Annotated in this window: 24 protein-coding genes; 15 read left to right on the top strand and 9 right to left on the bottom strand. The window is 72.0% G+C overall.

Going from position 1 to position 25,353, the window contains the following annotated elements:
* Positions 1-9: 9 nt before the first annotated feature.
* From ACQP1N_RS32850 to ACQP1N_RS32840, 3 genes are read right to left on the bottom strand one after another with little or no spacing between them, the layout of a single operon-like run.
* Positions 10-660 carry a response regulator gene (locus tag ACQP1N_RS32850; protein ID WP_433228152.1) on the bottom strand — a complete coding sequence of 217 codons (651 nt, stop codon included), beginning with the start codon at positions 658-660 and terminating at the stop codon, positions 10-12.
* The gene (locus ACQP1N_RS32845) at positions 645-1,772 is read right to left on the bottom strand and encodes a hypothetical protein (RefSeq protein WP_433228150.1); all 1,128 of its coding nucleotides are present in this window, start codon (positions 1,770-1,772) and stop codon (positions 645-647) included. The genes ACQP1N_RS32850 and ACQP1N_RS32845 overlap by 16 nt, the downstream gene beginning before the upstream one ends.
* The gene (locus tag ACQP1N_RS32840; protein ID WP_433228148.1) at positions 1,765-2,937 is read right to left on the bottom strand and encodes a sensor histidine kinase; all 1,173 of its coding nucleotides are present in this window, start codon (positions 2,935-2,937) and stop codon (positions 1,765-1,767) included. Before ACQP1N_RS32840 ends, ACQP1N_RS32845 begins: the two co-directional genes overlap by 8 nt.
* A gap of 174 nt (positions 2,938-3,111) precedes the next feature.
* Between ACQP1N_RS32840 and ACQP1N_RS32835 the strand changes: the two genes are divergently transcribed.
* On the top strand, positions 3,112-3,501 hold the full coding sequence (locus ACQP1N_RS32835) for a YccF domain-containing protein (RefSeq protein ID WP_067796952.1): 390 nt from the start codon (positions 3,112-3,114) through the stop codon (positions 3,499-3,501).
* Between the two features lie 44 nt (positions 3,502-3,545).
* On the opposite strand, the gene ACQP1N_RS32830 is transcribed toward ACQP1N_RS32835, so the two are convergent.
* The gene (locus tag ACQP1N_RS32830) at positions 3,546-4,379 is read right to left on the bottom strand and encodes a phosphoribosylaminoimidazolesuccinocarboxamide synthase (RefSeq protein ID WP_067796955.1); all 834 of its coding nucleotides are present in this window, start codon (positions 4,377-4,379) and stop codon (positions 3,546-3,548) included.
* Positions 4,380-4,527: 148 nt separating this feature from the next.
* Here ACQP1N_RS32830 and ACQP1N_RS32825 point away from each other — a divergent pair, with 148 nt between their 5' ends.
* Positions 4,528-5,304 carry an MgtC/SapB family protein gene (locus ACQP1N_RS32825; RefSeq protein WP_433228146.1) on the top strand — a complete coding sequence of 259 codons (777 nt, stop codon included), beginning with the start codon at positions 4,528-4,530 and terminating at the stop codon, positions 5,302-5,304.
* Between the two features lie 135 nt (positions 5,305-5,439).
* Here ACQP1N_RS32825 and ACQP1N_RS32820 read toward each other — a convergent pair whose 3' ends face one another.
* Positions 5,440-5,991: a hemerythrin domain-containing protein gene (locus tag ACQP1N_RS32820; RefSeq protein WP_433228145.1), complete on the bottom strand. Its 552-nt coding sequence runs from the start codon at positions 5,989-5,991 to the stop codon at positions 5,440-5,442.
* A gap of 96 nt (positions 5,992-6,087) precedes the next feature.
* On the opposite strand from ACQP1N_RS32820, the gene ACQP1N_RS32815 reads away from it, so the two are divergent.
* Positions 6,088-8,769, top strand: a complete 2,682-nt coding sequence (locus ACQP1N_RS32815; RefSeq protein WP_433228143.1) for a helix-turn-helix transcriptional regulator — start codon at positions 6,088-6,090, stop codon at positions 8,767-8,769.
* A gap of 57 nt (positions 8,770-8,826) precedes the next feature.
* Here ACQP1N_RS32815 and ACQP1N_RS32810 read toward each other — a convergent pair whose 3' ends face one another.
* Both ACQP1N_RS32810 and ACQP1N_RS32805 read right to left on the bottom strand, forming a co-directional pair.
* The gene (locus ACQP1N_RS32810) at positions 8,827-10,200 is read right to left on the bottom strand and encodes a sensor histidine kinase (RefSeq protein WP_433232906.1); all 1,374 of its coding nucleotides are present in this window, start codon (positions 10,198-10,200) and stop codon (positions 8,827-8,829) included.
* Positions 10,201-10,317: 117 nt separating this feature from the next.
* Complete coding sequence (locus tag ACQP1N_RS32805) at positions 10,318-10,470, bottom strand: hypothetical protein (protein WP_433228142.1); 153 nt, start codon at positions 10,468-10,470, stop codon at positions 10,318-10,320.
* A 538-nt stretch (positions 10,471-11,008) separates the two neighbouring features.
* On the opposite strand from ACQP1N_RS32805, the gene ACQP1N_RS32800 reads away from it, so the two are divergent.
* Entirely contained in the window at positions 11,009-12,112 is a 1,104-nt protein-coding gene (locus ACQP1N_RS32800) for a hypothetical protein (RefSeq protein WP_157419176.1), read from the top strand.
* A gap of 4 nt (positions 12,113-12,116) precedes the next feature.
* Here ACQP1N_RS32800 and def read toward each other — a convergent pair whose 3' ends face one another.
* Positions 12,117-12,650, bottom strand: a complete 534-nt coding sequence (gene def, locus ACQP1N_RS32795) for a peptide deformylase (RefSeq protein WP_433228141.1) — start codon at positions 12,648-12,650, stop codon at positions 12,117-12,119.
* A 269-nt stretch (positions 12,651-12,919) separates the two neighbouring features.
* The gene (locus ACQP1N_RS32790) at positions 12,920-13,462 is read right to left on the bottom strand and encodes a helix-turn-helix domain-containing protein (protein WP_433228139.1); all 543 of its coding nucleotides are present in this window, start codon (positions 13,460-13,462) and stop codon (positions 12,920-12,922) included.
* Between the two features lie 504 nt (positions 13,463-13,966).
* Here ACQP1N_RS32790 and ACQP1N_RS32785 point away from each other — a divergent pair.
* The 11 genes from ACQP1N_RS32785 to ACQP1N_RS32735 all read left to right on the top strand — a co-directional run bounded on the left by ACQP1N_RS32785 (position 13,967) and on the right by ACQP1N_RS32735 (position 25,336).
* Positions 13,967-14,314 carry a hypothetical protein gene (locus tag ACQP1N_RS32785; protein WP_433228138.1) on the top strand — a complete coding sequence of 116 codons (348 nt, stop codon included), beginning with the start codon at positions 13,967-13,969 and terminating at the stop codon, positions 14,312-14,314.
* Positions 14,315-14,410: 96 nt separating this feature from the next.
* Positions 14,411-14,767 (top strand): DUF488 domain-containing protein, encoded by a 357-nt coding sequence (locus tag ACQP1N_RS32780; RefSeq protein ID WP_067796973.1) that lies wholly within the window; start codon positions 14,411-14,413, stop codon positions 14,765-14,767.
* A gap of 309 nt (positions 14,768-15,076) precedes the next feature.
* On the top strand, positions 15,077-15,670 hold the full coding sequence (locus ACQP1N_RS32775) for a DUF4360 domain-containing protein (protein WP_242608880.1): 594 nt from the start codon (positions 15,077-15,079) through the stop codon (positions 15,668-15,670).
* Between the two features lie 37 nt (positions 15,671-15,707).
* Positions 15,708-16,361 carry a DUF4360 domain-containing protein gene (locus tag ACQP1N_RS32770; protein WP_067796979.1) on the top strand — a complete coding sequence of 218 codons (654 nt, stop codon included), beginning with the start codon at positions 15,708-15,710 and terminating at the stop codon, positions 16,359-16,361.
* Between the two features lie 176 nt (positions 16,362-16,537).
* Entirely contained in the window at positions 16,538-17,914 is a 1,377-nt protein-coding gene (gene gdhA / locus ACQP1N_RS32765; RefSeq protein WP_084262819.1) for an NADP-specific glutamate dehydrogenase, read from the top strand.
* A 721-nt stretch (positions 17,915-18,635) separates the two neighbouring features.
* Positions 18,636-20,318, top strand: coding sequence for a thiamine pyrophosphate-binding protein (locus ACQP1N_RS32760; RefSeq protein WP_433228135.1), 1,683 nt, complete (start codon positions 18,636-18,638; stop codon positions 20,316-20,318).
* An 8-nt stretch (positions 20,319-20,326) separates the two neighbouring features.
* Positions 20,327-20,872: an HD domain-containing protein gene (locus ACQP1N_RS32755; protein WP_433228134.1), complete on the top strand. Its 546-nt coding sequence runs from the start codon at positions 20,327-20,329 to the stop codon at positions 20,870-20,872.
* Complete coding sequence (locus tag ACQP1N_RS32750; RefSeq protein WP_433228133.1) at positions 20,869-22,023, top strand: zinc-dependent alcohol dehydrogenase; 1,155 nt, start codon at positions 20,869-20,871, stop codon at positions 22,021-22,023. The genes ACQP1N_RS32755 and ACQP1N_RS32750 overlap by 4 nt, the downstream gene beginning before the upstream one ends.
* An 11-nt stretch (positions 22,024-22,034) precedes the next feature.
* On the top strand, positions 22,035-23,261 hold the full coding sequence (locus ACQP1N_RS32745) for an ABC transporter substrate-binding protein (protein WP_084262822.1): 1,227 nt from the start codon (positions 22,035-22,037) through the stop codon (positions 23,259-23,261).
* Positions 23,262-23,276: 15 nt separating this feature from the next.
* Entirely contained in the window at positions 23,277-24,074 is a 798-nt protein-coding gene (locus tag ACQP1N_RS32740; protein WP_207394089.1) for a class II aldolase/adducin family protein, read from the top strand.
* A complete protein-coding gene (locus ACQP1N_RS32735; RefSeq protein ID WP_433228131.1) occupies positions 24,071-25,336 on the top strand; it encodes an amidohydrolase family protein in 1,266 nt (421 codons plus the stop codon). The genes ACQP1N_RS32740 and ACQP1N_RS32735 overlap by 4 nt, the downstream gene beginning before the upstream one ends.
* The last annotated feature ends 17 nt before the right edge of the window (positions 25,337-25,353 follow it).

Raw genomic sequence — 25,353 nt, 5'->3', positions numbered from 1 at the left:
CCGTCCGCGTCAGGGACCGTCCACGATGCCGTCGCGCCGGGCCTCCCGGTAAAGGTCAAGCCGTGTACGGGCCTCACGGCCGGCCTTGGCGTACTTCTCCCTGGCACGGTCCAGGTACTGCTTGACGGTGTGCTCGCTGATGCCCATCTGCCGGGCCACGCCCGCGCGGGTCAGCCCGGCGAGCCACAGCCGCATGGTCCGCAGCTCCTGGCCGGAGAAACTGGGCCGGCCGGTGCCGGTGGCCGCGAGCATGGCCCCTGCTTGCGAAGGAGTCGTGTACGTGTCGCCGGCGGCCACGGCCAGGATCGCCTCGATCAGATGCAGCCGGCCCTCGCGGGTCTCCTTCGTGACGTACGCCCGCGCGCCCGCCATCTCGGCCCGGTGGATGAAGTCGGGCTCGGCGTGCTGGGAGAAGACCACGATGCGGTGGCCCGCGGCGGTCAGCTCGGCGATCCGGTCGAAGACGAGCTCACCGGCGATGCGCAGGTCGACGACCAGGACGTCGGCGGCGGCGGCCGGCCCCTCCTCCAGGCCGTCCAGGCTGGTGGCGCGGTGGATGATCCGGACCCGCTGTCCGGGGTCGGCGGCGATCCAGGTGTCGACACCGGACAGGACGACGTCCTGATCGTCGATCACGGCGGTGGTCACGGGCGTTGCCATCGGGTCTCCAGCCAGAGGAGGTCACCATCGTGGTCCATGGTGACGGTGACACCGCGTTCCGCGGACACGTGGCCGGCGGAACCCGCCGGCGGGGCGGGCGCGGTACCGTCCGCCAGGATCGAGACACTGACGTGACCCGGCTCGGTCTCCACCACGGTGATGCGGGCGTAGGCGCGGGTCCTCGCGAGCACCGCGAGCGGAAGCTCGGTGAGCGCGGGGCCGATCCCGGCCGGCATCGGCGACAGCTCCCCGACGAGGGCCACGCTCACCACGGCGCCGCGCCGCGTGGCGGCGGCGACGCCGTCCTCCAGGCCGCGCAGCAGCGGATGGGGCAGGTCCTCCTGCCGGGTCATGAGCCGGCGGAGCATGGCTTCGGCGACGGCGCACCGCTGCCGCGTCGACGGGTCCGCGGGGTCGAGGGTGCCGTCCGCCAGACCGCGCAGGATCGGCACGATGAGCCGCCTGGCCTCCCGGTAGCGGGCCCGCCGGGCGGCGGCGACCTCGGCGATGACGGCCTGGCGGGTCGCCATCTCCGCCTGCTCGGCGGCGGCGTCCGCCGCGACGCCGGCCGTGAACCGGAAGACGCGCGCCCCCGCCATCATGGCGAACTGGATGCTCGCGGAGGCGTAGCACAGGGTCACGAAGCCCGCGAGGTCGTGCCGGTCCGCGTCGCCGGTGACCACGAGCGCGGCGAGGACGGCGCCCGCGCCGACCGCCAGGAAGAACACCAGCTCGCCCACCGGCCGGTGAAGCAGGAGCAGCACGCCGATCAGGCCGGTCGTGGACCAGGTCCAGTTGATGCGGAGCATCTCCTGGGGCGGGCAGATGACCAGCACCACGACCAGGGCCGACAGGTTGACGGCGAGGAGTGACCAGGTCATGACGGTGTTCGCCCGCCGCCGCAACAGCCATACGGCTCCCATGGCGATGACCGCCAGCTGCAGCAGCCAGGCGCCGACGGCCAGGGCGGGAGACGAGTACACGTCGTGATAGGCCAGCAGGGCCGTGCCCGCCGCGCCGACCTGCCAGGCGGTCACGACGATGATCGTCGCCTGGTCGAACGCCCGGCGGAAACGCGCCGCGAACGGCGTCGCCGATGCCGCCTCAGCCATGGGGCCAGCGCAGCCTGACCCGGGTGCCGCGCCCGCGGGCCGACTTCACCTCGGCGATCCCGCCGACCGCCGCCATCCGGTCGACGATCGAGACCCTGATGCCGTACCGCGTGTCCGGGACACGGGCCGGGGAGAACCCCCGGCCGGCATCGGCGATCTCGACCGTCAGCACGCCCGCGCTCTGCTTCGCGCTCACCCGCGCCCGCGTGGTTCCCGAATGCCGTTCGACATTGCGGAGCGCCTCGCCGACGGCCCCGCGGATCGCGAGGGCCACCGGCTCCGGCGTGCTGATCGGCGCGACGGCGTACTCCACGACCAGGCCCGGAGGCCGATCGCCCGGCGCCGTCAGCGCCTCGGCCAGGTCGACCGGCCGCGCGGGCGGCGGCCCGCAGCCCGCGCGGCCCTCCATGATCGCGAGACTGCGCAGCGCCGCCGGACGAAGGGTCGCCGAGCCCGATCCCACGGCTCCCGAGGCGACCATGGTGAGCGTGGCCAGCACCGAATCGTGCAGCTGCGCCCGCTGTTCCCGCTCGTCGGCGCGCCGGGCCGCCTCGACGACCACCTGGCGCCGCTCCAGATCCCGCCCGGCCACCACGGCGTCCGCCTTCCGCCCGCCGCGGCGGAGCAGCTCCATGATGGCGACGACGGCCAGCGTCTGCACGATCATGACCCTGGGCTGGGACGTCACCGCGGGCACACCGATCTGGTACGCCGCGATGACGACGGCCGCGAGCGGCAGGCTCACCGGCGGGCGCAGCGCGAGCTGCGCGACGTAGATCGAGGTGCCGGCCAGCATGATCGCCCACGTGGTCTCGTCGGCCACGGCGGCCTCCGAGATGTAGCGCGGCTGCGCCAGCAGCGCCAGCGCCACGACGAGGACGTCGGCGGCCACCAGCGGAAGGCTCAGGCCACGCCGGATCGCCACCGCCGTGAAGAGCGCGGCCCAGCACCCCAGGCCGGCCAGCACCCCGGCCTGCCAGCCCCGGGACACTCCCGCCCCGTCGCCGATGCCCGCCGCCACCATGGCCGCGGCGACGCCCCCGCAGCGCAGCACGATCGCGAACCGGAGCACGGTGCGCGCCAGCGCGTGGTCGGACGGGCCGGCGGGCGGGCCGTCCGGGCGCCGCCACCCGCCGCGCGCCGCCGGCATCACGAAACGGCACATGGGCCCGCCCCTCCGCTCATGATCAGTTTCGGTAGGAGTATCGCCCGCCGGTCCACCGGGGTCCGAGCCCGTTATGAGATCGTCATGGCCCGGAAGACGGCCGGACCAGCGCGTTGCCCGGGCGCCCGGAGGCCTATGCTCGATGGTGGTGACGATGCCGTCAGGAGGCTGCACATGCGGACGTTGTTGAACGTCATCTGGCTGGTGCTGGCGGGGTTCTGGATGGCGCTGAGCTACGTGGTCGCCGGAATCATCTGCTGCGTCCTCATCATCACGATCCCGTTCGGCATCGCCGCGTTCCGCATCGCGGGGTTCGCGCTGTGGCCGTTCGGCCGGATGGCCGTCCCCAAACGGAACGCGGGCGTGGGCTCGCTCATCGGGAACATCATCTGGATCATCGTCGCCGGCTGGTGGCTGGCCCTCGGCCACCTGGTCACCGGCGTCCTGCTCTGCCTCACGATCATCGGTATCCCGTTCGGCATCGCCAACTTCAAGCTGATCCCGATCTCCCTGGCCCCGCTCGGCCACGAGATCGTCCCGGCAGGAGACTCCTCGATCTTCTGAACCGGGCCTTCTGAACTGGGCCGGGACATGCGTCCCGGCCGTGGTCAGGACGTCCAGGTGCGGCCGGTGAGGCGTTCGTAGACCTCGATGTAGCGGGCGCGGGTGGCGTCCACGACGTCCTGGGGGACGGCGGGGCCGGGCGGGGTGCGGTCCCAGTCGAGGGTGCTGCTCCAGTCGCGGACGAACTGCTTGTCCAAAGAGTGCTGGGGGCGGCCCGGCTCCCACGCGTCGGCGGGCCAGAAGCGGGACGAGTCGGGCGTCAGGACCTCGTCGCCCAGGACGAGGGTGCCGTCGGCGGCGCGGCCGAACTCCAGCTTGGTGTCGGCGATGATGATGCCGCGCTCGGCGGCCAGGGCGGCGCCGCGCTCGTAGATCTCCAGGGTGACGTCCTTGAGCCGGGCCGCGGTGTCCGCGCCGATCTCGTTCACGACGTCGGCGTAGGTGATGAACTCGTCGTGGCCCTCGGTGGCCTTGGTGGTCGGGGTGAAGATCGGCTCCGGGAGCCTGGACGCGTCGACCAGCCCGCCCGGCAGCGTGATCCCGGACACGGTGCCGTTCTTCTCGTACTCCTTGAGGCCGAGGCCGGTGAGGTAGCCGCGGGCGATCCACTCGACGGGGAGCATGGTGAGACGGCGGCAGCGGATGGCGCGCCCGGCCCACTCGTCCGGGACGTCCGTCGCCGACACGACGTGGTTCGGGATGATGCCGGCGAGCTGCTCGAACCACCACAGGGACAGCTGCGTCAGGATCTTGCCCTTGTCGGGGACCGGCGTCGGCAGGACGACGTCGTAGACGCTCACCCGGTCGGACGCCACGAGGATCAGCTCGTCCCCGTCCGCGTAGACGTCCCTGACCTTCCCCCGGTGGATCAGCTCCATGACTCCATGCTCCTCGCCTCACAACCCTGCCGGTAGGAGTCTGGCACAGCGGCCCTCCGCCGCCCGCGGTGGCACCGGCCCATGGGTGCCCCCGGGCGGTCTTCGCGTGCGCGGCTTGTGGGGCGGAGCGGGCGGGTAGACACAAAAGGTGATCGACCTGCCGACAGGTCAGGGGCTCGTCCAGATCGGCGAACTGCTCCTGGCGATGGTGCTGTCGGCCCTCATCGGCCTGGAGCGGGGGCTGCGCAACAAGAGCGCGGGCCTGCGCACGCACACCCTCGTCGGTGTCGGCGCCGCCCTGTTCATGATGGTCGGCAAGTACGGGTTCCAGGACGTTCCGGGGACCACCTCGCTCGATCCGTCCCGGGTGGCGTCGCAGATCGTGTCCGGCATCGGGTTCATCGGCGGCGGGGTGATCTTCGTCCGGCGGGACGCGGTGCGCGGGCTGACGACCGCCGCGGTCGTGTGGGTCACCGCGGCGGTCGGCATGGCGGCGGGCGCCGGGCTGCCGATCCTGGCGGTCGCGGTCACCGCCGTCCACTTCTTCATCGTGTACGGGCTCAGTTCGCTGTCGCACCAGTTGCCGCTGCACCGCTTCGGCCCGCCGGAGCTGGCACGGTTGCGGCTCGTCTACCGGGACGGGCGGGGGGCGCTGCGGCATGTCCTGATGGAGTGCACGCAGCGCGGGTTCGTGATCCTGGAGGTCCACGTCGACCGCGACTACCTGCCGGACGACTCCGACCGCGGCCGGGACGAGCGGCGCGACCGGCGCGAACCGCCCGAAAGACGGCGCCCCGGCAACGCGGTGGTGTCGCTGGTGCTGGAGGGCGCGGGCTCGGTCCACGACCTCACCGCGCGCCTCAGCGAACTGGAGGACGTCGTCGGCGTCACGGTCGGCTCCGACCTGGGGGACGACACCCAGTGAGCCGCTCGGGAACCCCGGTCGGGGGGCTGGAGCCGTCGTCCTCACGGGTGGGGCGGCCCCGCGCGGGGCCGCCCCACCGTGGTCGTTTCAGCCGCGGGTCGTTTCAGCCGCGGGTCGTTTCAGCCGCGGGCCGTTTCAGCCGCGCGCCTTGCCGATGGCGTCGCGGACACGGTCGGCGATGGCGGCCATCGGGCCGAGCACGACGTTCTTGGTCGGCGACTCCACCCCCGGATGCGGGTGGGTCGGGGCGACCGCCTCCGCGGCCCGGAACGCCTTGGCCATGCCGCGCAGCTGCTCGGGCGTGGCGTTCTTCCGGATGTCGGGGAACTCCTTCTTCTCCTCATTGGTGGCGTGCGCTTCCAGGTCCTTGTGGAAGTCGGAGAACGTTTCCTGGAAATCCGCGGAGTCGAGGTCCATCTTCTCCAGATCCGACAGGACGCTCTTGGCCTTGTTCTCCTCCTCCAGCCGGTCGTCCACCACATGGGAGCGGTCGCCCATGGCGCGGCGGGCGAACGGGTGGACGATCTCCTCCTCGGCGGTCTCGTGCACGGCGAGGAGCTCACGCAGCCGGTCGAAGGCGTCCTTGCGGACCTGACCGCTGTTCTCCTCGACGTTCGACGCCAGCCGGCGGATCTCATCGTGCTGCGAAAGCAGCAGGTCGATAACGTTCTCTGCCGTCTCGGGCATGGTCATCCCCCTCATGAATGCTCGAACCGAGGCGATACCCGGGGGACGGGCTTCAACCCTCCGGGGCGTCCGGGAGGCCCGAGTAGGGTGAACGCCATGCTGTACGGGCGGGATGGGGAGCTGGCCGAACTCGACCGGCTTCTCGGCCGGGCCCGCGCCGGGCGCAGCGGCGTCCTCGTCGTGCGCGGCGAGGCGGGGATCGGCAAGTCGGCCCTGCTCGACCATGCCGCGGCGGCGGCCGGTGACATGCGGGTGCTGCGCGGGACGGGCGTCGAATACGAGAGCGGCATGCCGTACGCGGGCCTCCACCTGCTGCTCGGCCGGCATCTGGACCGGGCCGAGAGCCTGCCGCCGCCGCAGGCGCAGGCGTTGTACGCGGCCCTCAACAGGTGCGGAACCCCGGGAGACGGCGACCGGTTCCTGGTGGGGCTCGCCGTGCTGACCCTGCTGTCCGACCTCGCGGACGAGCGCCCGCTGCTGTGCGTCGTGGACGACGCCCACTGGGTGGACGGGCCGTCCGCCGAGGCGCTGCTGTTCGCCGCGCGCCGGCTGAACGCCGAGCCCATCGCGATCATCTTCGCGGCCCGCGACGGGGACGCCCCCGAGTTCGCCGCGCCCGGCCTTCCCGAGCTGCGCCTTCGCGGGCTCGACCGCGACACGGCGGCCGCGCTCCTCGCCCAGCACGCCCCCGGCCTGCCCGAGCACGCCAGGCAGGAGGTCCTGGCGGCCGCGATGGGCAACCCGCTCGCGCTTCTCGAACTGCCGGGACAGGACGGCCAGGGAACCTCGTCGGCGTACGAGCGCATCCGGCGGTCGTTCGCCGCGAAGATCGCCGAGCTGCCGGAGCCGGCCCGGCGGCTGGTCCTGCTGGTCGCGGCGGACGATCTCGGCGGCACCGGGGTGATCATGGCGGCGGCGGCCCGGCTCGGCGCGTCCGTCGACGACCTCGCGCCCGCCGAACGCCTGGGCCTGCTGCGCAGCACGGGCGACGGGCGGCTTGAGGTGCGGCATCCGCTGATCCGCACCGCCGCCGTCGGGGACGCGCCGCTCAGCGCCCGGCTGGCGGTGCACGACGCGCTCGCCGGCGCCTACCTGGAGCGCGGCGACGCCTGCCATCACGCCTGGCATCTGGCCCGCTCGGTGCCGGGGCCGGACGAGCGGGTCGCGGCCGTCCTGGAGAAGACCGCCGAGGCCGAGCGGGAGACGGGCGGGCATGCCTCCGTCGCCGCGATGTACGAGACGGCCGCCGGCCTCAGCCCGGACCGGGCGGACCGGGGCCGGCGGCTGGCCGCCGCGGCGCGGGCGTCCGCCGACGCCGGGCTGCCCGAGCGGGCGATCGAGCTGGCGGCCCGCGCGGAGGCCGACCTGCCCGACCCGGTGGCGCGGGCCGGGCTGACGCTGATCCGGGCCTCCCTCGCCGACGAGCAGGACCGGACGCGCGACGCCTACCGGCTGTTCGCCGAGACGGCCGCGTCGGTCGCCGAGCTCGATCCGCGCACGTCCGGCTACCTGTACTTCCAGGCCGCGTCCGCCGCCGCCAACGCCGGGGACTTCGGCGCCGTGGCCGGCATCGCCGCCGAAGGCGCCCGGCTCGGCGTGCCGAACGCGCACCATCTGCGCGCGCTGAACCGCGTGTTCGCCGGGCAGAACGCGCTCGCGGACGACGGTGATCTGGCGGCGGGCGTCACGGCGCTGCGCGAGCTGATGGACGGGATGGGCGCCTGCTACGGGCCGCGCGACCGGGTGCGCGCCGGAACGTGGCACCTCGTGCTCGGGGACGTTCCGGGCGCGGCGGAGGTCGCCGCCGAACTGGAGCGGCGGTTGCGGGAGCAGGGCGCGATCGGGCTGCTCGCGCCCGTGCTGATGCTCCGCTCCCGGACCGACCTCCTCCTCGGACGCCATCGCGACGCGCTCACCGCCGCGACGGAGGGCCTGCGGATCGCCGCCGACACCGGGCAGCACCGCATCCGCGTCCATCTGGACACCGTGCTGGCGCAGCTCGCCGCGATCCAGGGTGACGAAGAGCGCTGCTTCGCGCTGACGGAGGAGGCGCTGGCACGTAACGTCCCGCCGGGCAACGTGCACGCCGCGGCGGCCCGGAGCCTGCTCGACCTGGGGCTCGGACGGCACGAGGCCGCCCTCGAACGCCTGGCGGAGGTCGTCGCCGGGCCGAGCAGGGTGGGCGTCATGTCCGCGCTGCCCGACCTGGTCGAAGCGGCCGTCCGGTCGGGCGTCCCAGAGCGCGCGCGGGACGCCGCCGACTGGTTCGGCGCGTGGGCGTCGCAGGTGCGGCAACCCTGGGCGGAGGCCGTCGCGCTGCGCTGTGCCGCGCTTCTCGACCCGTCCGAATCGTCGTACGAACGCGCCCTGGACCTGCACCGCGAGGGCGGGCCACCGTTCGAACGGGCCCGCACCGAGCTGCTCTACGGCGAGTTCCTCCGCAGGTCGCACCGCCGGAACGGGGCCCGTGCCCGGCTGCGCGCGGCCCTGGAGGCGTTCGAGCGGCTGGAGGCGACCCCGTGGGCCGAACGCGCCCGCGGCGAACTGCGCGCCGCCGGCGAAAGCCGCCCCGGCGCCGCCCCGCCCGCCGATCTCGCCGCCCGCCTCACCCCGCAGGAGCTCCAGGTCGTCCGGCTGGCGGCGACGGGCCTCAGCAACCGCGAGATCGGCGCGCAGCTCTTCCTCAGCCCCCGGACCGTCGGCTACCACCTGTACAAGGCGTATCCGAAACTGGGCGTCACGGCCCGCACCGAACTCGCCCGCCTGGACCTCTCCTGACGGACGCGTTCGGCGAGTCCGGGCACGTCCCCGTGCGGCCCGGTGGCGGGCGGTTCGTCAGGTGAGGGGGAGGCGGAGGACGAAGCGGGCGCCGCGGGGACTGTCGGCCAGCCGGAGGGTGCCGCCGTAGATCTCGGCTATCTCGCGGGCTATGGGGAGGCCCAGGCCGGTGCCGTGGGGGTCGCGGACGCGGGATTCGGGGAGGCGGGAGAAGCGTTCGAAGACGCGTTCGCGGAACTCGTCGGGGATGCCGGACCCGTCGTCCAGGACCTCCAGGACGGCGTCGCCGCCGTCGCGGGCGACGGTCACCCGGATGCGCGACTCGGCGTGCCGTTCGGCGTTGTGGAGGAGGTTGCCGAGGACGCGGCTCAGCCGCACCTTGTCCGCGGTGACGACCACGCCCGGCTCCAGCCGGGTGTCGACCGGGACGCGGCCCGCGTACCGGCTCAGCTCGCGGCGGACCAGCCCGGCGAGGTCGACCGGTTCGACGGGTTGCGGGGCGCGGGCGTCGAGCCGGGACAGTTCCAGCAGGTCGGAGACGATGTCGTTCAGGCGTTGCGCGTCGGCCAGGGCGTTTCGGACCACCGGTTTCCACGGGTAGTCGTCCGGTTCGTCCAGCACGACCTCCAGCCGCATCTGCAGCCCGGCGATGGGGTTCCGCAGGTCGTGCGAGGCGTCCGAGACGAACCGGCGTTCCCGGTTGGACGCCTCCTCCAGGCGGGTGAGCGTGGCGTTGACCGTCTCGGCGAGGGTCTGGATCTCACCGGCCGTGCGGGGGACGGCGACCCGCTGGTCCAGGCCGCGGGCGCCGACGTCGGCGAGTTCGGCGCGGAGCTGGTCGACGGGGACCAGGGCCCGCCCGATCGTGTGCCACGTCCACCAGGCGATCAGGGCGAGGAAGGCGGACAGGAGGAGGGCGATGCCCAGCGGCAGCACCCACACGTTCAGGAGGTCGGGTAGGGGGGTGGCCGTCATCACCATCACGTTCGGGCCCCACGGTGATGTGCGCAGGCGCAGCCCGGCGACCCATACGCATTGGTCCAGGAAGGACGGGCAGGTCTTCGCGTCGACGAGCAGGACGCCGGCGGCGAAGTCCGCCCGTGCGAGGGCCGGACGCCCCGCGATCGCCGCGTTGGCCGCCTGGACCCGGCCGTCCGGGCTCACGACCTGCACCATGGGGGCCTCGTCCGGCCGGGTGGTGAGGTCCCCGCGGTTCTTGCCCGAGGTGATCGAGAACGCGATGCGCTCGGTGGTCCGCTCGGTCTTGCGCGCGACCCGGTTCTGCGCCCAGTCCCGCGCGAGCAGCATCAGCAGGACGAACACGAGGGTGAGGATCAGCGCCGCCACCGCCGTGGTGGTGACCGTCGCGCGTCCGCGCACCGAGAGCAGCAGGCGCCGCAGCCGGCGGCGGACGCGGTCCCGCCTCTCCATCGTCACAGCCGGCCCCCGGTCGACACCCTCGGTAGTGATTCATTGCCAAGAGTAGTCGTGCCGCCGCATGTCCCGGCCCCGGCCGCCAAGCGGCGGGCCGGGGCCGGGGGCGGCCGGTCAGCGGCCCCGGTTGAGCTGCCGGGTGGGCAGTCGCCGGGCGTTGCGGCGGTGGTTCGCGAAATTCGCCGACCTGAAGTCGGAGTTATTCCGTTTGCCCTTCTTCTTGGACTTGGTGAAGGGCGCGGATTCGGGGTTGTCAATGGCGCGCATGAAGAGAACACCTCCGGGCGTGTGTGAATCCGGCCGGGAAGGCCGAGGAGAAAGAAAAGACGGGCGCGCGGCAACAACGCAGGTCACATGGCCTGTATGCGATGAAGGGGCGCCGGTGAAGGAACGGGAGCGGGCCCGCGGCGGTGCCGGGGGCGGCTCAACCGGAGAAGAATCAGAACTCCATGCGTAAGAGTTAGCCATAGCCCTCCGGGCGATGTCAACCCATTAGTCCCGGCCGGCCGCGAACCCGGACGGCGGCGAGTGGAGACACATCGCCGGGAGGCTTCATCGGGATTTCTCCGTGGCAACCCCCGGCTTCGGAAGGCGGCGTGTTCTGTGGGTACCCGTTGTCGATGTCATGGCCGGCGCGCATCCAGCTCGGACGCGTCCACGGCCGCGACGACGCACGTGCGGTCCGCCGGTACATCCAGCACGAGCCCGCGCCGCCGTACATGGCCGACGAGCCCGCATGAGCGGAAAGAACATTTCGCCATACCAGTAGTGATCTTTGCTTGTAGGCATAATCACGCGGGTGGTGATGTCGCTTCCGGTACGGTTCCGCAGCGATGGCGTGCGGGTGGCGGTGGAGACCGACCCCCTGCACGCTCCGTTGCGCGACTTCCTCATCAACGACCTGGGTGAGGACGTGTCCGCGATCGCGCGCGCCCAGGGATGGCTGGACGGCGTCCCGTCCGGGCCCTGGCAGGAGAACTACCGCTACCACCGCCTCGACTTCGACGGGACGATCGTCCACGTCCGGGACGTGGACGGCTGGGCGTCCTGCGATCTCGACCCGGCCGTCCTGCGGCAGTGCCTGGAGGAGTACCTCCAGCAGGTCGGGGCCCTGCGGGACCGCCGCGACCGCGTCTTCGGCGAGGCGCGCGAGGGCGAACCGGTGGCGACCTCCCTTGCCCTTGGCTCCGTCTCTCACCGGACGCAGGGCTGGAGGCTGTTCCAGACCCCGCGCGCCGTCCTGGAAGACATGGCCGGGCTCATCCCGCACCCTGACGGCTGCCTCCCGCATGGCGTCCTGGGGACGGGCTCAGGCGCCTGCTGGGCCGACCTCGCCGTCCTGGACGAGGCAGGAACGCGCCTACGCGGCGGCACGAAAACGTTCATGCCACGTGGCATCGACCCAGAGCGCCTGATGGCGGAACTGGGCAACACCCTGACACATGCTCGTTTCATCAACACCATCCCAGGGGCGTGGGCGGGTTTCGTCGCCGGTGTCCCAGTGCACGGCTACGTCGACCCTGCCGCCGTCTTACGGCTGCCCTGCGATCCGATCGAGATCGGCGGTGTCGTCCGGCACGTTCGGGTGTTCTTCCCTGAACTGGCCGATTCCGGTGTTGATCTGGTCGCCGCCGCGTCCACCGCGAGCGACTTCCCCCGGGCCGTGGACGGGCCGCGCCACGTCCTGACGGCGTTCCTGCTGCACGACGTGCAGAGCCATCGTCACCATCTGGAGGTCGTCCGGGCGGCGCGTCCCGGCTGGGAGCACACGGGGAACGCGTGTCACCTGAGACTCGACGTCCGGACCGTCCGCCTGGAGCACATGTGGCTGCCCGGCCACGCCTGCGAGATGCCGACGGGCGAGTTCGCCAGCGTCCTCTATGAATACGAACGCCTTCTGACCCCGTGAACGGTCAGCCCGCCGGGCTCTCCGCGCGCAGGGCCTCGTACTCCTTGAGCACCTTCTTGCGCGTCCTGGCGGAGAGCCTGTCGATGTAGACCTTGCCCTCAAGGTGGTCTGTCTCGTGCTGGAGGCAGCGGGCGAGCAACCCCGTGCCCTCTACCGTGACCGCGTTGCCGATGACGTCGAAGCCGTGCACGGTCGCATGGTCAGGCCGCGCCAGACGAGCGTAAGGTCCCGGCAGAGAGAGGCATCCTTCGTCGCTGTCGTCCAGCCGCCGGTTCTCCAACGCCGGCAGTTCCAGGACGGGATTCACTAGGACACCCTTATGCCGCTCGCCGTCCGCGTCTGGGCAGTCGTAGACGAAGACGCACAGGTCCACACCGATCTGGTTCGCGGCCAGGCCGACACCGTCCGCCTCGTACATGCTGGCGAACATGTCGTCGGCCAGTTCCCGCAACGCGGCGTCGAAGTCCTCGACCGGCCGGCACGGCTGATGCAGGACCGGCGTCCCCACCAGCGTGATCGGCCGCGCATGTCCCGCCATGGTCCCGCGCCTCCCGTGTCCGTTCTCGCACGACCGTGCAGAAAATACACGCTTTTCCGGACGGCGATGACGCGTCGGATGCACAGCGTGTTCCGTTCGTCGCACAGAGTCGCCCGTTCGTCGATGCGCAGGGTTGAATCCTCGATCCGGCCGGGGTGGTCTCGCTACGTTCGAGACATCCGCTGAACGGCCGGTGCGAGCCGCTTCGGGGGGAGCGGCCGGTCCTGTGAGCGCACCGGGGCCGGCACGGCGGAACGGGGGGAGAGGGGTCACTTCGGGGGGAAGTGGCCCCTCCGTCTGTTTCCGGAGGGGCAGGGCACGCGGCCGCGCGACGGGTTCGCGGGCGAGAGGCGCCGGTCGCCCGGATCCAGCCGGACGAGATGGTGCAGGAGCAGCAGCAGTTCGATGCGCCGGTCCGGGTCCCTCAGCGCGCCGCCGAGGGCCGCGTCCAGCCAGCGGATGCGATACCGGACGGTCTGCTCGTGCACCAGCAGCCGCTCCGCCGCCGCCACCGCGTTGTCGCGGCACTCCAGGTACGTCAGCAGCGTCCGCGACAGCGCGTCCCGCCGGTGCGGCGGCAGTTTCAGCAGCGGCGCGAGCCGGCTGCCGAGCGTCACGTCCAGCAGTTCCTCGCTCTGCGCCGCCACCAGGGCCGGCAGATGGTCGAGGCAGCGCAGCGGCTCCTTGTCCGGCAGCACGCCGCGCTCGACCAGCGCGAGGCCCCGCCGCGCCCAGCGCAGCGACAGCGCGTCCCGCGCCGGCGGGACGGCCGGGCCGATCGCCGCCCGCGTCCCCTTGAGCGCGGTGAGCATCCGCTCGCGGCCGGGGCCGCCGGGACCCCGGACAGCGGGAGGTCCGGGCGGCGGACGACCTGTTGCGGCTCATGGCCACCGGACTCGGTCGCGGCGCGGCCCGGCGCTAGGCGGGCGCGGAAGGTTTCGACGGCCCGCGCTTGTCACCCCGCTGACAGTCGCCGCTCGCCTGCCCGGCGTGTCGCGGGTCCCCGGACGCGGCCCGGACGCGCCGCGCCGGACGCGCCGCCGGACGTCCCCCCGCCGGCGAAGAGATCTTCCCGCACCAGACGTTCCACGGCCGAACAGAAAGTCTTCGCAAAGGAAGCCTTCGGCTCGTCCAAACGGCACAGTAATGCCTCCCAAAGGAGCGGAGATCGCGAAGCGGATAAGACGTTTCCGGCGAAACGGAAATGGCTGCTCCACGTCTACCTCCTGGCAAAATTTGACCCGGAGGAAGTCGACTTTCGGTTCCGCCTGCGAAAAGGTCGCCCCGATGCATTCACGAACGCGTAGGGGAAGGTCATGACCATCGAGACGCTCCGCGCCGCCCTGATCGGCGGTCTGCGCCGCCGCGGCCGCGTCGCCCACCCGCCGGCTCCGCCCATGCGCGCCGAACCCCTGTTCGAACCGGTGAACGCGGTACCCGCCGCCGTGCCCGCGGACCGGTGGCTCCCGCACTGGGCCGGGAAACCGGTGCGGTGGCTGACCGCGGGGGAACTCGCCGAGGCGCTCGAATACCTGGAGCGGCACCGCCCCGACGACGACGTCCTCGGCTACGCCCTCGCCGCCGAGTTCGCCCGCCGCACCGCCGAGGACCTCCGCGTCACCGGACGCTGGCAGCTCCCGTCCTCCGGCCACCCCGCGGAGTGACGTAGCGGTCCGGACCGGCCCGGGCGCACGGCCCGGTACCGGCGAAATCCGGGCATCGGGTCGGCGGGCGGGGTATAGGTCGTGCTGGGAGGAAGCATGGAGGTAAGGCTGCGCAGGGTGTACGAGCCCGCCTCGTCCGAGGACGGCAAGCGGGTGCTGGTCGACCGGGTGTGGCCGCGCGGGCTGTCCAAGGACGAGGCGCGCCTGGACGAGTGGGAGAAGGACGTCGCCCCCTCGACCGAGCTGCGCAAGTGGTACGGCCACGACGTGGCCAAGTTCGAGGAGTTCACCGACCGCTACGACGCCGAGCTGCGGGAGCCCGGCCGCGCGGCGGCCCTCGACCGGCTGCGGGAACTCGCCGGCGACGGCACCATCACCCTCCTCACCGCGACCAGGGACATCGACCACAGCCAGGCCGCCGTCCTCGCCGCCCGGCTCCGCGGCACCGGCTGACCGCCCGGACGTCCCCGGCCCGCGCCCCGACCGGCCCGGGCCGGTTTCCATGTGTTCTGTACGCGGGCATTTAAATTCGTTCATGACTTTATGGAACGCTCCCTTTCAACGGAAAGTTTCATGGACGTTCCAAGGCGGCTGTTCCGGGTCGTCGTGGGGGTGGAAACGCTGTTTATTTGATGTTGAAAAGTGCCGATTGACGCCTCTGATATGGGAAGTTTACGCTCCCTTTACGCAACCCCAGCAAGGAGGAATTGCATGCGTAAAGGGATCGTAGTTTCCGCTGCCGCGGCAATTGCCGTGAGCGCCATGACCGCCGCGCCGGCATCCGCCGACACCTTCCAGGTGCCCGGCCCGAACGGGGTGACGATCGAGGTCGCCACCGTCAACGGGTCCGGGTGCCCGGCCGGGACGGCCGCCGTCGCGGTGTCCCCCGACAAGGAGGCGTTCACCGTCACCTACAGCGACTACATGGCGCAGGCGGGCGGTGCCTCGACGGCGACCGATTTCCGCAAGAACTGCCAGCTCGACCTCAAGGTGCACGTCCCCCAGGGGTTCACCTACGCGATCGCCGCCGCCGACTACCGCGGGTTCGCGTCGCTGGAGCAGGGCGCGAGCGCCGTGGAGAAGGCGAGCTACTACTTCCAGGGCATGCCGCAGACCTCCGCCATCTCGCACACCCTGAGCGGCCCCTACGCCGACAACTGGCAGTTCACCGACACCAACGACGTGGCGCAGCTCGTCTACAAGCCGTGCGGTGAGGAGCGCAACTTCAACATCAACACCGAGTTGCGGGCGCTCAAGGGCACCTCGGACCCGGCGAAGACGAGCTTCATCGCCATGGACTCCACCGACGGCAGCATCAAGACCGTCTACCACTTCGCCTGGAAGGCATGTCCCTGATCCGTGGAAGGACGCCTCGAGTAAAGGAGAATCACCGATGCGCAGAGCACTGACCGTATCGGCGGCCGTGGCCGCACTGGCGCTGCCGCTGTCAGCGGCCCCCGCCGCGTCCGCCGCCCCCGCCGACCCCCCGCCGGCCGACCGGATCACCATCGACGTCCTCACCGTGAACGGGTCGGGCTGCCGGGCCGGGACGGCGGCGGTGGCGACGGCGAGCGACAACACCGCGTTCACCGTCACCTACAGCGACTACCTGGCCCAGGCCGGCGGGGCCTCCGGCCCGACCGAGTTCCGGAAGAACTGCCAGATCAGCATGCAGGTCCATGTCCCGCAGGGGTTCACCTACGCGATCGCGGGCGCCGACTACCGGGGCTTCGCGCACCTGGCGGACGGCGCGTCCGGCATGGAGAGGGCGAGCTACTACCACCAGGGCATGGCGCAGACGACGCCGGTCAGTCACACGGTCCAGGGCGTGTACTCGGACAACTGGCAGTTCTCCGACCGGACGCCCGTTTCCGAACTCGTCTTCAAGCCGTGCGGCGTCGACCGCAACTTCAATATCAACACCGAGCTGCGGGTGCTCAAGGGCACCTCCGACCCGGCGGAGACCAGCTTCATGGCCTTCGACTCCACCGACGGCAGCGTCAAGACCACCTACCACTTCGAGTGGAAGCGCTGCCCGGGCGTCTGAGCCCGCTCATCCAGCCGGGTCGCGTCCCCACCGGGGGAGGGCGCGGCCCGGCTCTCCGCTTTGGGAGTTGCAGGGGTTGTTATTGGCAACGCATGTGCTCCGACCTGCGGTGAGTTCGTCTCATGCGGGGAGACGCAGGTTTTAGAGTGGAGGAGACCCAAGGAAGGGACCGCACCATGCCATTGGCCCCCCGTCTGCCGGCGCCACCCGAGACGCTGGCCCTCCTCGAAGAGTCCTACGACAGGGTTCTGCGCCGTGACCCCGGTGAACCGGAGTTCCACCAGGCCGTGCACGAGGTACTCGAATCCCTCGGCCCGGTGCTGGCCGCCCGCCCCAGGCTGGCCGCCGCCAAGCTCGTCGAAAGGATGATCGAGCCGGAACGGCAGATCATGTTCCGGGTGCCCTGGCAGGACGACAACGGCGAGATCCACGTCAACCGCGGCTTCCGCGTCGAGTTCAGCGGCGCGCTCGGGCCGTACAAGGGCGGGCTCCGCTTTCATCCGACCGTGAACCTCGGCATCGTCAAGTTCCTCGGCTTCGAGCAGATCTTCAAGAACGCGCTGACGGGGCTCGGCATCGGCGGCGGCAAGGGCGGCAGCGACTTCGACCCGCACGGCCGCTCCGACGAGGAGGTCATGCGGTTCTGCCAGTCGTTCATGACCGAGCTGTACCGCCACGTCGGCGAGCACACCGACGTCCCGGCCGGGGACATCGGCGTCGGCGCCCGCGAGATCGGCTACCTGTTCGGCCAGTACCGCCGGGTCACGAACCGCTGGGAGGCGGGGATGCTGACCGGCAAGGGCCAGCTGTGGGGCGGGTCCGCCTGCCGGACGGAGGCGACCGGCTACGGCAACGTCATGTTCACGGCCGAGATGCTGCGCCACCGCGGCGAGGACCTGGACGGCCAGCAGATCGTCGTGTCCGGCTCCGGGAACGTCGCGATCTACACGGTGGAGAAGGCCCAGCAGCTCGGCGCCAACGTGATCACCGTGTCCGACTCCGGCGGCTACGTTGTGGACGAGAAGGGCATCGACCTCGACCTGCTCAAGCACGTCAAGGAGGTCGACCGGGGCCGCGTCTCCGACTACGCCGAGCTGCGCGGTGCGTCCGCCCGGTACGTGCCCGGCGGCCGCGTCTGGGACGTCCCGGGCGACATCGCGCTGCCGTCCGCGACGCAGAACGAGCTGGACGCGGAGGCCGCGCGGATTCTCGTCCGCAACGGCGTCAAGGCCGTGTCCGAGGGCGCGAACATGCCGACCACGCCCGAAGCCGTGCACATCTTCCAGGACGCGGGCGTCGCGTTCGGCCCCGGCAAGGCGGCCAACGCGGGCGGTGTCGCCGTCAGCGCGCTGGAGATGCGGCAGAACGCGAGCCGCGCCGCCTGGTCGTTCTCCCGCGTGGAGGAGGAACTGGCCACGATCATGACGGACATCCACGAGACCTGCTACGGGACCGCCGAACGCTACGGCGCCCCCGGCGACTACGTCGTCGGCGCCAACATCGCGGGCTTCGAGCGCGTCGCCGACGCGATGCTCGCCCAGGGCCTCATCTGACCCTGAACGAGCCCCGGCTCCGGCCGGACACCCCCTCTCTGGGACGGACGCCTTCAACGGCGAGGGCCTCCGCCCCTCGGCTCCCCTACCAGGCCACCGGCCCGCACCTCCTCTCCCCCACCCCTCGCGCTTCCCGCGCCCTTCCGCGTTCCGCGCCCTTCCGCGTTCCGCGCCCTTCCGCGTTCCGCGCCCTTCCGCGTTCCGCGCCCTTCCGCGTTCCCGCGCTTCCCGCGTCCTCCCGGGTTTCCGCGCTTTCCTGCGTTCCCCGCGTCCTCCCGGGTTCCCACGCTTCCCGCGCCCTCCCGCGCCCTCCCGCGCTCTCTCGTGCTCTCCCGCGTTTTCCGCGCCATCTCGCATCTTTGTGTGTCCGTGTCGCTCCCGGCTTCCCGTGTCTTCGCGTCCTCTCGCGCCTCTCGTGCTCCTGCTTCTCCCGGTCTTCCGCGTTCCTGCGGCTCTGAGTTGCGCCCGTCCGTACCGGCCTCGGCATCCGCTCGCCGATGGAACGCGCCCTCGCCGTGACCGGTGACCTTGTGCGGCTCCGTCCGTGACGGCCGGGCCGTTCGCGTGTCGGCGGCCGTTCTGTCCCGGGCGCCCGCGGCGCACTTCGGGCCGGGTGCGGCATCGCCTTCGGCGGTCGTCCCGGGCCGGTCCTGCGGTGATGCGTGAGAGCAACCCCTTGACTGGTGGCTTTCTTTTATAAGATAGTCCCTATCAGTGCCGGATGAGCTGGGAGGCGCGGATGCGGGTCGCCGAGGCGGTGGCGGGAGTGCTCGCCGAGCATGGGGTGTCGTGCCTGTTCGGGGTGCTCGGGGATGGGAACCTGCCGATCCTGGACGTGCTGGTCCGCGAGCACGGCGCGGACTATGTGGCGGCGGCCCGGGAGGACGGCGCCGTGCTCATGGCGGACGGGTACGCGCGGGCCGGAGGGCGGCTCGGGGTCGCGACCGTCACGCACGGGCCGGCCCTGACCAACGCGGTGACCGCGCTGACCGAGGCGGCGCGGGCCGGGACGCCGATGCTGCTCGTCGCCGCCGACACGCCGCCGGGCGACCGGCGCAATCCGCAGGCCATCGACCAGGAGGACGTCGTCCGGCCGACCGGCGCGGGCGTCCAGTGGGTGCACTCGGCGGAGTCGGCCGTGGCGGACGTGGTGCTCGCGATCCGGCGGGCGTTCACCGAGCGGCGGCCGATCGTGCTGAACGTCCCGACACCGCTGCTGGCGCTGGCGGCCGGCGCCGGGCCTGGAACGTTCCGCGAGGATCGGACGCCCGTGCCGGTGCCGCGGGCCGAGGAGGTCGCGCGGGTCGCGGAGGCGCTCGGGCGGGCGGAGCGGCCCGTGATCGTCGCGGGGCGCGGTGCCGCCCACGCGCGGGACGAACTGGTCGCGCTCGCCGAGCGGACGGGCGCGCTGCTGGCCACGACGCTGAAGGCCAAGGGCCTCTTCACCGGTGAGCCGTTCGACGTCGGCGTGTGCGGGGGCTTCGCCACCGCGATCGGGCGGGAGCTGATCAGGGAGTCCGACCTGCTGCTGGCGATGGGCGCCGGGCTCAACTCCTTCACCGTGGACGGCGGCCGGATGCTCGCCGGGAACCCGGTGATCGTGCACAACGATGTCCGGCCCGCGGCGTTCGACGCGTGGACACTCGCCGACCTGCGCGTTCTCGGCGACGCGGGGGCGCTCGCCGCGATGCTCACCGAGGTGGCCGAGCCGAAGACCGGCCGGCGGACCGCCGAGACCGCGCGGCGCCTGACCGAGAACGGCTACGACACCGAGTACCCGGACGGCAGCGACGAGACCGGCCTCGACCCGCACACGGTGGTGGCGGCGCTGGAGCGGATCGTCCCGCGGGAGCGGACGCTGGTGGTCGAGGGCGGGCACGCCGCGCTGTCCGAGCCGTGCCGGGGCCTGTCGGTGCCCGACCCGTCCGGGCTGGTGTTCCCCGTCAACTTCGGGTCGATCGGGCTGGGGCTCGCGTCGGCGATCGGCGCGGCGACCGCCCGGCCCGAGCGGGTGACCCTGGCCGTCACCGGGGACGGCGCGCTGATGATGAACCTCGCCGAACTGGACACGGCGGTGCGGCGGGGCCTGCGCCTCGTGGTCGTCGTCATGAACGACGGGGCGTTCGGCTACGAGTACCACAACATGCTGCACCGGGGCATGGACGTCGGCCTGTCGGTCATCCCGCGTCCCGACTTCGCGGCGGTGGCCCGCGCGTTCGGCGCGACGGCCGTGACCGTCCGGACGCCCGGTGAGCTGGACGACCTCAAGGGACTGATCGCCGACCCGTCCGGCCCGGTGCTCGTGGACGCCCGGCTGACCCGGGCGGTGCGGACGCGCTGGTTCGCCGAGCACGAGAACGGGCTCGACCCCGCGGATCCGGACTTCCGGCCGCGCTACCGGTAAGGAGGCACATGTTCACCCGAATGGACCGGGGCACCCGCGAGGAGTGGCTGTACATCCGCGGCGAGACCCTCAAGACGCAGGAGGACGCACCCGACCGGGTGCTGCCGATGCTGGCCTCGCTGTCGGCGTTCCGCGACGGGTTCGCCGTCGACCAGCTCCAGCATTCGCTGCAGACCGCGGCGCACGCGGAGGCGGCGGGCGCGGACGACGAGATGGTGGTCGCGGCGCTGTGCCACGACATGGGCAAGGTGATCTCGACGGCGAACCACGCGGCGGTGGCGGCGGAGATCCTGCGGCCGTACGTGTGCGAGGACGTCTACCGGATCATCCACGCCCACCAGACGTTCGAGGCCGCGCACTACGGCCACCACTTCGGGTGGGATCCGGCCGAGCGGGAGACGTTCAAGGACGAGCCCTGGTACGCCGACGCGATCCGGTTCGCCGACGAGTGGGACCAGGTCGCCTTCGACCCCGGGTTCGACACGCCGCCGCTGGAGCATTTCGCGCCCCGCGTCCGCCGCGTGTTCGGCGGCGTCCGGACCATCACCAAATGAGCGGGGCGGGGACGGCCCGTGCCGTGCTCCAGCGCGCTCCGCGCGATCTCGACCTGGTGGAGCTGCCGCTTCCGGACGTCGGCCCCGACGACGCGCTGCTGAGCGTCGAGGCATGCGGGATCTGCGGAACGGACGTGGAGGAGTACAGCGGCGCGCTGCTGGACTCCATCGGCCCCGCCTCGCCGTTCGTCCCCGGGCATGAGCCGGTCGGGCGGATCGCGGCGATCGGGGCGGGGGCGGCGCGGCGCTGGGGGCTCGCCGAGGGCGACCGGGTCGTGGTGGAGCCGGCGCTGCCGTGCGGCGCGTGCCGCGACTGCCGCACGGGCCGGTACGCGCTGTGCGCCGGATGGGACCACCATCCGATGAGCTACGGGTTCATCCCCGCCAGGATTCCGCCCGCGCTGTGGGGCGGGTTCGCCGACCACATGTACCTGCACCCGAACAGCGTCGTCCACCGGGTGCCGGACACCGTGGACCCGAGGATCGCCGCGACGTTCAACGCGCTCGCCGCGGGCGTCGAGTGGGCCGTGGAGGTGCCCGGCACCCGCGCGGGCGACTGCGTGGTCGTGCTCGGCGCCGGGCAGCGCGGGCTGACCTGCGTGCTGGCGGCGCGGGCGGCCGGCGCCGGCCCGGTGATCGTCACCGGGCTGGCGGCCGACCGGCACAAGCTCGACCTCGCGCTGGAGCTGGGCGCGACGGGCGCGGTGGAGGCCGACGGGGGCGGCGTCCCGGAGAAGGTCCTCGCGCTGACCGGCGGCGTCCCGGCCGACGTGGTGATCGACGTCGCGTCCCACGACACCACGACCGTGCTGGACGCGATGCGGATCGCCCGGCCCGGCGGGACGGTGGTCCTCGCCGGGCTCAAGGGCGGCAGGCCCGTGCCCGGCTGGGTCAGCGACGACGTGGTCCTCAAGGGGCTGCGCGTCCAGGGCGTCCGGGCGGTCGGGCACACCTCGTTCCGCCGGGCCGTCGCGCTGATCGCGGCGGGCGACCGGCCGCTGCACCGCCTCGTCACCCACTCCTTCGCGCTCGCGGACGCGGCCGAGGCCATCGAGACGCTCGCCGGGAACCGCCCGGCCTCCCCTGAGACCGCCCCCGTGAGCGTCGTGATCACTCCCGACTCCGTCCCCCCGCCTCCACCCCACTCCTAGGAGGAACCCCCATGGCAGGAATCTTTCCGAGGTCGCGCGGCAGAGCGGGCCGGGCCGCCGTGCTGGCCGCGGCGGCGCTGCCCGCCCTCGCGGTCACCGCCTGCGCGTCCGGCTCCGGGTCCGTCGAGGCCGACGCGAACACCATCGTCATCGGCATGGACCAGGACACCTCCGGCGGCGCCGCCGCGTACGCCTCGATCGTCGGCAAGACGATCAAGGACGCGGTCGCCGAGGTCAACGAGCGGGGCGGCATCGGCGGCAAGAAGCTCAAGCTGGTCGTCAAGAGCGACGACAACGACGCGACGAAGGCGCCGACCGTCGTCCGGCAGCTGCTCAGCCAGGGCGCGCAGGCCATCGTCATGAACTCCGGCGGGCAGTCCGTCCTGCAGGTGCAGACGCTGCTGAAGCAGCAGAAGGTGCCCGCGGTCGCCCCGGTGAACATCACCCCCGGCATCGGGGACGGCCCGAACTCGGCGTACACGTACTCGCTCGCGAACCCGACCGCGGACTTCGGCAAGGTCTACGCGGAGGCGTTCAAGAAGGCCGGATACAAGCGGCTCGCCGTGTTCAAGGACGACAGCGCGTCCATCGCCGGGATGGAGAAGGCGCTGCTGACCCCGATCAAGGACGCCGGCATCGAGGTGGTGGCGACGGAGGTGGCGCCGGTGGACGCCAGCGACGTCACCGCGCAGGTCACCCGGATCAAGCAGGCGAAGCCGGACGCGATGCTCGTCACGGCGCTCGGCGGGCAGATGGAGGTGCTCGTCCACAACACCGCGCACCAGCTCGTCCCGGACGTGGACCGGTTCTCGCTCGCGTCCATCGGCAACCAGCCGGACCTGTGGGGCCAGGCGAAGCCGGGGGCGCTCGACAAGCTGGTCTTCGTCGGGTCCATCACGCGGGAGAACGACAAGACGGCCGCGCTGGAGAAGTTCCTGGCGGGCAGGCGCGGCGGCACGGTCAGCGTCACCGCCTACGACGCGCAGGCCTACGACGCGATCGGGATGCTCGCCAAGGCGATCGAGAAGGCCGGGCCGAAGGTGGACGGCGAGGCCATCAACAAGGGCCTTGAGCAGGTGTCGGGCTACCCGTCCTCCTTCGGGCAGAAGGGCTACACCCTGTCGTTCAAGCCGGGCAAGCACAGCGGCACCGACGGGCTCTGCGGCCTGATCCTCATGCAGTTCGAGAACAGCAAGCCGGGCCGGCAGTGGCCGGTGTACCAGCCGGCCTGCGGCTGACAGATGGGAGGAACCGTGACGTTGGAGGTCGGGCCTCGGCCCGCACCGGCACCGGTCGCCGGGGGCGCCGCCGAATGGACGCCCCGGGTGATGCCGCCGATCGGCAGGGAACTCGGCGACCGGCAGAAGCTGGCGTGCGCGTTCCGGATCCTCGGGCGGTCCGGTTTCAGCGAGAACATCGCGGGCCACATCACCGTCCGGGTGGAGGACGGCGAGGACCTGCTGATCAACCCGTGGGGCCTGTGGTGGGAGGAGATCACCGCGTCCGACATCTGCCGGGTGTCGCCGGACGCGGAGGTCCTCGACGGCAAGTGGGACGTCACCCCCGCCATCCACATCCACACCGAGCTGCACCGCCGCCGCCCCGACGTGCGGGCCGTGGTGCACAACCACCCGTACCACGCGACCGTGCTCGCGGCGCTCGGCGTGCTGCCGGAGTTCCTGCACCAGACCGGGTCGATGTTCGACGGCGACCTGGTCTTCGTGGACGAGTACACCGGCGAGGTCGCCACCGCCGACCTCGGCGCCGACCTCGCCGACCGGATCGGCGACAAGTCGGTGGTGCTGCTCGCCAACCACGGCGTGATCGTGACCGGCCCGTCGGTGGAGGAGGCGACCTACCGGGCCGCGACCATCGACCGGCAGTGCCGGCTCATGCACGACGTGCTGGTCTCGGGGCGGGACCATACGCTTGTGGCGCCCGGCCTGCGGCGGAGCATGAAGGCGTCGCTTCTCGAACGCGGAACCGAATTCTTCTGGAACGGCGCGGTCCGCGCGCTGCTCCGCGACCATCCGGAGGTGGTGGACTCATGAGCATCAACCTGGACGACCTCGCGGCCAACACCGGTTTCACCACCGGAGGCAGGGGCGCCGAGGGGCCCACCTGGCTGCCCGAGCCCGAACGGCGCGACCGCAAGTACACCGTGATCTCCGTGGACGACCACATCGTGGAGCCGCCGGACACGTTCGAGGGACGGCTGCCGGCCAGGCTCGCCGACCGCGCCCCGAAGATCGTGGAGAAGGACGGCGGCACCGAGGTGTGGGTCTACGACGGCAAGGAGTTCCCGAACGTCGGGTTCAACGCCGTCGTCGGACGTCCCGTGTCGGAGTACAGCTTCGAGCCGTCCCGGTTCGACGAGATGCGGCGCGGCGCCTGGGACATCCACCACCGGATCAAGGACATGGACCTCGCCGGGATCTACGCGTCGCTCAACTTCCCGTCGTTCCTGCCCGGCTTCGCGGGGCAGCGGCTGCAGCTCACCACGTCCGACACCGAACTGTCGCTCGCGGCCGTCCGGGCCTGGAACGACTGGCACCTGGAGGAGTGGGCCGGGTCCTACCCGGACCGGATCATCCCCTGCCAGATCCCGTGGCTGCTCGACCCGGAGCTGGGCGCCGAGGAGATCCGCCGCAACGCCGAGCGCGGCTTCAAGGCGGTGACGTTCTCGGAGGCGCCGCAGAAGCTCGGGCTGCCGTCCCTGCACACCGGGTACTGGGACCCGCTCATGCGGGCGTGCGCGGAGACGGGCACGGTCGTGAACCTGCACATCGGGTCGTCCGGGACGTCCCCGGCGACCGCCGATGACGCACCGCCCGACACGGTCGGCGTCCTGTTCTTCGGGTACGCGATGTTCGCCGCCGTGGACTGGCTGTACTCGATGCTGCCCGTCCGCTACCCGGACCTGAAGATCTGCCTGAGCGAGGGCGGCATCGGCTGGGTCGCGGGGCTGATGGACCGGCTCGACCACATGCTCAGCTACCACGACATGTACGGGACGTGGACGAAGGACATCGGCCTCACCCCGGCCGAGGTCCTCAAGCGCAACTTCTGGTTCTGCGCCGTGGAGGACCAGTCGTCGTTCGCGCTGCGCGACCGCATCGGCGTGGAGAACATCCTGCTGGAGAGCGACTACCCGCACTGCGACTCGACGTGGCCGGACACCCAGCGGGTCATCGAGTCGGAGATCGGCGGGCTGCCCGACGCGGACGTGCGCCGCTTCACCTGGCAGAACGCCGCCGAGCTGTACCGGCACCCCGTCCCGGCCGAGGTCCAGGCCGACCCGAACGCGTACTGACCGGGAGACCCACGATG

The organism is Actinomadura formosensis, from assembly GCF_050948385.1.
Taxonomy (GTDB): Bacteria; Actinomycetota; Actinomycetes; order Streptosporangiales; family Streptosporangiaceae; genus Spirillospora; species Spirillospora formosensis.
Note: the sequence above shows the minus strand (reverse complement) of the source record. Positions and strands in the feature narration are given on the sequence as shown.

Excerpts from the sequence above, each read along its gene's own strand:
- ACQP1N_RS32790 (WP_433228139.1), bottom strand. The coding sequence starts at position 13,462 with ATGCTCACCGCGCTCAAGGGGACGCGGGCGGCGATCGGCCCGGCCGTC.
- gdhA (WP_084262819.1), top strand. The coding sequence starts at position 16,538 with ATGCCATTGGCCCCCCGTCTGCCGGCGCCACCCGAGACGCTGGCCCTC.
- ACQP1N_RS32830 (WP_067796955.1), bottom strand. The coding sequence starts at position 4,379 with ATGGAGCTGATCCACCGGGGGAAGGTCAGGGACGTCTACGCGGACGGG.
- ACQP1N_RS32780 (WP_067796973.1), top strand. The coding sequence starts at position 14,411 with ATGGAGGTAAGGCTGCGCAGGGTGTACGAGCCCGCCTCGTCCGAGGAC.
- ACQP1N_RS32775 (WP_242608880.1), top strand. The coding sequence starts at position 15,077 with ATGACCGCCGCGCCGGCATCCGCCGACACCTTCCAGGTGCCCGGCCCG.
- ACQP1N_RS32820 (WP_433228145.1), bottom strand. The coding sequence starts at position 5,991 with ATGCCCGAGACGGCAGAGAACGTTATCGACCTGCTGCTTTCGCAGCAC.
- ACQP1N_RS32760 (WP_433228135.1), top strand. The coding sequence starts at position 18,636 with ATGAGCTGGGAGGCGCGGATGCGGGTCGCCGAGGCGGTGGCGGGAGTG.
- ACQP1N_RS32805 (WP_433228142.1), bottom strand. The coding sequence starts at position 10,470 with ATGCGCGCCATTGACAACCCCGAATCCGCGCCCTTCACCAAGTCCAAG.
- ACQP1N_RS32745 (WP_084262822.1), top strand. The coding sequence starts at position 22,035 with ATGGCAGGAATCTTTCCGAGGTCGCGCGGCAGAGCGGGCCGGGCCGCC.
- ACQP1N_RS32750 (WP_433228133.1), top strand. The coding sequence starts at position 20,869 with ATGAGCGGGGCGGGGACGGCCCGTGCCGTGCTCCAGCGCGCTCCGCGC.
- ACQP1N_RS32850 (WP_433228152.1), bottom strand. The coding sequence starts at position 660 with ATGGCAACGCCCGTGACCACCGCCGTGATCGACGATCAGGACGTCGTC.
- ACQP1N_RS32835 (WP_067796952.1), top strand. The coding sequence starts at position 3,112 with ATGCGGACGTTGTTGAACGTCATCTGGCTGGTGCTGGCGGGGTTCTGG.
- ACQP1N_RS32815 (WP_433228143.1), top strand. The coding sequence starts at position 6,088 with ATGCTGTACGGGCGGGATGGGGAGCTGGCCGAACTCGACCGGCTTCTC.
- ACQP1N_RS32770 (WP_067796979.1), top strand. The coding sequence starts at position 15,708 with ATGCGCAGAGCACTGACCGTATCGGCGGCCGTGGCCGCACTGGCGCTG.
- ACQP1N_RS32845 (WP_433228150.1), bottom strand. The coding sequence starts at position 1,772 with ATGGCTGAGGCGGCATCGGCGACGCCGTTCGCGGCGCGTTTCCGCCGG.
- def (WP_433228141.1), bottom strand. The coding sequence starts at position 12,650 with ATGGCGGGACATGCGCGGCCGATCACGCTGGTGGGGACGCCGGTCCTG.
- ACQP1N_RS32755 (WP_433228134.1), top strand. The coding sequence starts at position 20,327 with ATGTTCACCCGAATGGACCGGGGCACCCGCGAGGAGTGGCTGTACATC.
- ACQP1N_RS32735 (WP_433228131.1), top strand. The coding sequence starts at position 24,071 with ATGAGCATCAACCTGGACGACCTCGCGGCCAACACCGGTTTCACCACC.
- ACQP1N_RS32810 (WP_433232906.1), bottom strand. The coding sequence starts at position 10,200 with ATGGAGAGGCGGGACCGCGTCCGCCGCCGGCTGCGGCGCCTGCTGCTC.
- ACQP1N_RS32785 (WP_433228138.1), top strand. The coding sequence starts at position 13,967 with ATGACCATCGAGACGCTCCGCGCCGCCCTGATCGGCGGTCTGCGCCGC.
- ACQP1N_RS32840 (WP_433228148.1), bottom strand. The coding sequence starts at position 2,937 with ATGTGCCGTTTCGTGATGCCGGCGGCGCGCGGCGGGTGGCGGCGCCCG.
- ACQP1N_RS32800 (WP_157419176.1), top strand. The coding sequence starts at position 11,009 with ATGTCGCTTCCGGTACGGTTCCGCAGCGATGGCGTGCGGGTGGCGGTG.